Genomic DNA, 5,728 nt, shown 5'->3' with positions numbered 1-5,728 from the left:
AAGAGAAATATCAAATTATTACTGACAATCCCGGTGCTGTCGCTCAGCATATGGTGCAAACCTGTCATAAGGTCTTTAAACATCGCCGCTCCCGAAAAGATGCTTATTTTTTCAACTGGCAACTTCATATCGACCATCAGTTTCAAAAAACTTTCGAGCCCACTCATCCCAACATGGCAAACCTAGACCTGTCCAAAAATCAGGAGCCTCACATTCTTGCCGCAAACTTACGCAAAGCTTTTTCAGGAATTGTTGCCGGTAATGTCAAGGAGCAAGGTTTGAAAGCAATTGCAGAGCATGGTTCATTCAAGATCACTGGAGATTTGGAAATTATAGAGCCATTGGATAAGCTCTTGCGCACGTTCGTCGACCAGCGCCGAATGAAGCTGGGTGATAAGGAATACAAACCTTGTTATGAGGTTGTCTCATGAGATGATAGGGAAACCTCCTTAGTTAGAATTCAGCTAGAGATGGAACACTTCGCTGACAAGTACTAGAATGTGCCACTTATTAAGGCCCGTATTCGATAAACAGGGGCCTTGCTGCTTTCCAACATCAGGACAATTATTTTGAGCGACTCTGCTTTTTCTTCCCAAGCCCTAAAAAAAGAACTTTTAGACAATCTGGATTCATTAGGCTATCAAGCCATGACACCGATTCAAATGCAGAGCCTGCCCCTGATTATTGAGGGAAAAGATGTCATCGCGCAAGGTCAAACGGGCTCAGGAAAGACTGCCGCATTTGGGCTTGGGCTACTCAATAAGCTAGACGTAAAACGTTTCAGAATTCAATCTTTGGTGCTCTGCCCTACTCGTGAGCTGGCCGATCAAGTCGCCAAAGAAATTCGCAAACTTGCCCGCGCTATTCACAATATAAAAGTTCTCACCTTATGTGGCGGCATGCCTTTTGGCCCTCAAGTTGGTTCTTTAGAGCACGGCGCACATATCATCGTCGGTACTCCTGGCCGGGTTGAAGAACACGTTAGAAAAGGTAACCTGAAGCTCAACAATGTTGACACGCTGGTATTGGACGAAGCTGATAGAATGCTAGACATGGGCTTTCAGGAGGCCTTGGATACTATCATTGAAGATATACCAGAAGAGCGCCAAACTCTGCTGTTAAGCGCAACCTATCCAAAACAGATTCAATCGATCGCAGCGCAATATCTCACCGATCCGGTCATGGTAAAGGTTGAGTCAACACATAGTGACAGCAGTATTGAGCAACACTTCTATGAACTCCCAGATCAAGATGAGCGAATTGATGCAGTTCATCGTATTCTCATGCAGTATCAACCACCATCAACGGTGATTTTCTGCAATACCAAACGAGAAACCCAAGACCTGGCAGATGCCTTACATGATAGAAACTTCAGCGCCATTGCGATACATGGTGATATGGAACAGCGCGATCGAGACCAAACTCTTGTTAGATTCTCTAATCAAAGCGCCTCAATTCTGGTCGCAACGGATGTCGCGGCCCGCGGTCTCGATATTAAAGATCTAGATGCTGTCATAAACTTTCACATAGCACGCGACTCCGAAGTCCATGTTCATCGCGTTGGCAGAACAGGCCGTGCAGGTAGTAAGGGTTTGGCATTTACACTCTACGCAGAAAAAGAACGCTATCGCATAGATAGATTAGAACAGTACCTGAACAAAGAAATAGTGGCAGAAGCACTTCCTTCAGCAGACGTCCTTGCCAAAAAGCCTTTTTACCCACCAATGAAAACAATTCAAATTGACGGTGGAAAGAAACAGAAAGTCAGACCTGGCGACATATTGGGCGCACTGACAGGCGACAAGACGATAGAAGCAACATCGATAGGCAAGATTAATATCTTTGACTTCTCAGCCTATGTTGCGGTTGAACACAAAGTTAGTCGCAAAGCGCTTGAGAAAATTTCAAAAGGAAAACTAAAAGGTCGAAACTTTAGGGCTCGCTTTATTTAAGGCATTGGGATCAGTGTATAAAACATTTTACACTGATCCCAATTCGTTATAATCGCTAGTGCTTACGTCCGAACCTGTATAAACCTAGTAAGGGGAACAAACTAAAAAACAGTGATGAAGGCTCATTCACTTCTATTGAATCAACTGGCCAGTCTCTATATAACAACCACCCTGTACCTTCGTATGAATCTACAAAACGATTAGCGTTATCGATACGATCGAACTCAGATTTCTTCTCGACTGTCTTTAAGGCCCTATCTTGGCGAGTCATAATGTATCCAGCCCAATCAGGTTTATGAGACTCAAAAAAGACTAGGTCAGTACCACTTCCAGTTGTAAAGGTATCGCCAACTAACTCGTGATAGTCTCGCGTTACATCTCTATCTGTCCAACACCCTTCACTCGAGTAGGCAGTACAAGTGGTCGCCCTATAAGCAGGCAATAGTGCTTCGATAAACAGCTGGGCATCAAGCGAATTGGCAATAGACCAACCTTGGTAAGCACCTTGAGTCAACGCACGCGTTTCTTCCAAAGTATTACCAGTCAGTTCATCCCAGCGTAGCCAATCCCGGTTGTTTCGGCTATCAGAAATAATGCTAGCATTAACATCTGCGTCATAGCTTAGCGAGCCAATAGTCATCGACATCACCAAACCCGACTGGCTCAGCAGAGCAGCCAATATAACGAAGATAAAGAAAGTGTTCGGCACTTTAGTTTGCTTGTTCTTTTGAGACATTAAGATCTTCATATTCTTATTTTCGTATTATTAAAATCCACCACGTCTGGCAAGTGAACTTTCGTGCCACAGGTGGAGGAAAATTCAGCTTGTTATGTGGCAGGCTTGAACAAGGGAGAACGCAGAACAGCAAACTGTTTTTGATAGAAAAAACCGTCTTCCTTAGACTAAAGTTTTACTAATTGAGTTTTAAGAGTCATCCTTTTCAGAAGAGAGTATATCATTCACGCATTTAGCATACGGAGCAATTATGTGACGCGAGTCTTATTCCTTCCACTTAGCCCATGGGTCAGCAGCACCTGAAGAAGGCTTACTCGGCTTCTTAGCGCCTGATTCTTCGTTGTCGCTATTAGGCTTATCTCTTGTCTTTTCAGATCCAGATTTAGTGTAGGGCGAAGCGGTAAACTTCCTGTTTCTCGAAAAGCTATCACCACTACCTCGCCTTTCTGCAGCTTTTCGCTCTCGTTTTTCCCTAAGTTCCTCAGCATCTTCAAGGCTTAGTTCTGCCGGTTCACCAGGAGTTTGTCCGTCAGGAATAATACGGTCGCGAGGAGGCAATTCGAACTGCTCAGGGGAAGCCTTAGGGAGACTTTTAAACTGGTAAAGGTAAAATGCTTCAACTCTTTCACGAGCCCAATCCGTTTTCTTTAAAAACTTAACGCTGGACTCGATACTTGGATTTGTCTTGAAGCAATTCAGATTCAAATATGCGTGCAGGATTTGAAAGCCATAGAAATCAACGATTTCTGTCACAAGCGTCTTTAAACCCAGGCCATGCAAAGGGTTATTCTGGTAGTTAATTTCTTCAGTCATGAGGTGGTTGGGCTCCAAAAAGTAATTCGCAGCATTATACCTTAAAGAAGCAATAGAAGAGTTTGTTTTAAATAACTTTCGAACAAACCACTAAACTAACTCAATCTCTGAGTCGCAGAGATCGACTTCTTCCTCAAGCCCATATTGATTAATAAATTCCTTCACACGCTCAGTCGCATTCTTTCTGCTCATTTTGGGGCACAGGAATAAAGTTGGCTTATCACAGTAACGGTCCAGAAAACGATCAATAAAGCCTTCATCACAATCATCTGACAAAAACAGAATCCATGCAGAAATTCGGTCATAGAACTCATATCGACTTTCAACAAAGGTAGTAGGGTGATTAAAGTGGCGGACATCTACCCGGTATGAACTCAGCTCCTTTCTAATTAAAGCTGAATACATTTTTGAGTCAGAAAATATTCCTAGACTACGCTCACACAGATAGTTTGGCCCAAGATACCGGTCTTCTATACTGAGCTGATTACCCACGATTACTCTCGCGTTATCAGACTGCGCAACAAACATATCAAATAAGTCGATATGAGGATGCTCTTTGAGCTCCTGCTTTTGACTTTCCTCTACCAGCATTTGAGGCAAAGCTTTCACACCTTCCAGATAGAAAGCCTCATCCTTTTCAGTACTTACGTATACAGGCCTATCCGACGATTCAGGTTCCGATAGAGGTTTCCCTGCACGAGTCCGATAAAAAGATGTTTTAGTAGAGTGTGTTTTGACGCTTGACTGCGATAAACCTGAATACACATCCGAATACAAATTGTTCGGCTTTATGTCATATCCTTTTCTAGTGAAAGGTATTGAAGTGCTTCGTTTGGGAGCTTGCCTCTGAGCCCGGTATATTTCAGGGTCAATAAAGCGTAAATCTGGCTTTGGTTTCTTATGTAATTTTAGGCGTTTAAACACTGCGGCGAACCTCCCTATTCCCTGCATGAACTTGTCAATTCCCTTTTATCGGCAGTTCCAATACTGCCTGAAGCGCAGTTTATTCGAATTTTGAACCTAGTCACAATACAAAAACACGAGATAATCCAAATATGTGACACATTACTTCCATCATAAAACCAGATTTCACATTTGTTTGCAGAACCTTAGCTTACTTTTGCGTAATAATGACTAGGCTTTAGTTATGAACATCTATTAACCAATATAGTTTAACTTTAAAGTTTGCAGGCATTATCATGAATATTCACATGTTCGGCAGTAAAAGCATTAAGAGCAAGTCTGACCTTAAGAAAGTCAATATTCCAACGGGCTCATCAGCTCATGCGGAAGATATCTGGTCAACTGGTGAGTAAGATGCCCTGCATATTCCAATTCTAGGCTCTGAAGCGCATCAATCTCAAGACGACAATCACGCCAAACCTGATCTTTTGAACCCTTTTGGCGTATATATTTCGGAAGAAGCAAAAAATGAAGATGTAATGCTATCTTCCATTGAGGAAAGCAAGCCTCCTTTATTAGAGGACGGTTCGATTCTCGATGATATATGCGCCGAAGCTGAACTATTACTTGAAGAGCTTCGGACTCTAGAACCAGAGAAAGCCCTTGAACCAGCAAGCGAGGAAACAGAGAGAACTGAGATCGTCCAAGAAGAAGCGCTAAGCGAAGAATTAATGCACGCACCAATTCCTACACCACTTGTTGAAGAATGCACCGAGAGAGTCGTCGGCGTATACGCATCATTAGAGCTCTATGTTAAAAGCTTATCTAAAGAGCTCGCTCTATATTGTGATGCAGAAATTCATTGTTTTGACTCCAGCATGAACGAAGCACAGCTTCAGGACGACACCCGCATCAATATGTGGATTGTGAATTTATCAGATGATGATGAAAGCGAATTGCTTGACTCAATTCTTGAAGAAAGCGCTGAACACCCTACCCTTTATCTGTCGGGAAGTTTATCAAAGCATTGTAAGAAACGAATCCAGGCTTTCTTGGAAGAGAATTAACACTTAAGACTTTTCTATGTTGACCTTACCGAGCTAGGTAATTAGCTAATCATGACCTGCCGGTAAACTTTGCAATCAAGCGAGCCAGCCAATTTCTGCCACTTCGGTTTGCCAGCTTTTCTGATTCTGCATTAAATTTTTTAACTTCATTAAAAACAATCTGCTGCATTTGAATTGCAGACAATGAAGCACTTCTATGCACCTCATTGCTATGAGCGTAGTCCGCAGACAGGCTGTGTTGTCTGTACATTAATTGC

The 5,728-nt window shown here is 42.7% G+C and carries 7 protein-coding genes; 3 read left to right on the top strand and 4 right to left on the bottom strand.

Features of this window, described 5'->3' with window-relative positions:
* A partial coding sequence (locus A3757_RS15225; protein WP_156506339.1) for a pyrimidine/purine nucleotide monophosphate nucleosidase domain-containing protein occupies positions 1–431 on the top strand: 431 nt, incomplete at its 5' end.
* Between the two features lie 138 nt (positions 432–569).
* Positions 570–1,952: an ATP-dependent RNA helicase DbpA gene (dbpA, locus tag A3757_RS15220; protein ID WP_068554281.1), complete on the top strand. Its 1,383-nt coding sequence runs from the start codon at positions 570–572 to the stop codon at positions 1,950–1,952.
* Positions 1,953–2,007: 55 nt separating this feature from the next.
* Here the strand turns inward: dbpA and A3757_RS15215 are convergent, their stop codons facing one another.
* The 3 genes from A3757_RS15215 to A3757_RS15205 form a co-directional block, all read right to left on the bottom strand.
* Positions 2,008–2,688, bottom strand: a complete 681-nt coding sequence (locus A3757_RS15215; RefSeq protein WP_068554282.1) for a hypothetical protein — start codon at positions 2,686–2,688, stop codon at positions 2,008–2,010.
* 264 nt (positions 2,689–2,952) lie between these two features.
* Positions 2,953–3,501: a VF530 family DNA-binding protein gene (locus A3757_RS15210; RefSeq protein ID WP_068507412.1), complete on the bottom strand. Its 549-nt coding sequence runs from the start codon at positions 3,499–3,501 to the stop codon at positions 2,953–2,955.
* A gap of 90 nt (positions 3,502–3,591) precedes the next feature.
* The gene (locus A3757_RS15205; RefSeq protein ID WP_156491795.1) at positions 3,592–4,278 is read right to left on the bottom strand and encodes a hypothetical protein; all 687 of its coding nucleotides are present in this window, start codon (positions 4,276–4,278) and stop codon (positions 3,592–3,594) included.
* 665 nt (positions 4,279–4,943) lie between these two features.
* Here A3757_RS15205 and A3757_RS15200 point away from each other — a divergent pair.
* Positions 4,944–5,471, top strand: a complete 528-nt coding sequence (locus A3757_RS15200) for a hypothetical protein (RefSeq protein WP_156490600.1) — start codon at positions 4,944–4,946, stop codon at positions 5,469–5,471.
* Between the two features lie 49 nt (positions 5,472–5,520).
* On the opposite strand, the gene A3757_RS27650 is transcribed toward A3757_RS15200, so the two are convergent.
* On the bottom strand, positions 5,521–5,728 hold a 208-nt coding region (locus A3757_RS27650; RefSeq protein ID WP_231878293.1), incomplete at its 5' end, for a hypothetical protein.

This window comes from Oleiphilus sp. HI0117, from assembly GCF_001635235.1.
This window is presented reverse-complemented; position numbering and strand designations above follow the sequence as displayed.

Coding starts and splice junctions, on each gene's coding strand:
- A3757_RS15215 (WP_068554282.1), bottom strand. CDS start 2,688: ATGTCTCAAAAGAACAAGCAAACTAAAGTGCCGAACACTTTCTTTATC.
- A3757_RS15210 (WP_068507412.1), bottom strand. CDS start 3,501: ATGACTGAAGAAATTAACTACCAGAATAACCCTTTGCATGGCCTGGGT.
- A3757_RS15200 (WP_156490600.1), top strand. CDS start 4,944: ATGCTATCTTCCATTGAGGAAAGCAAGCCTCCTTTATTAGAGGACGGT.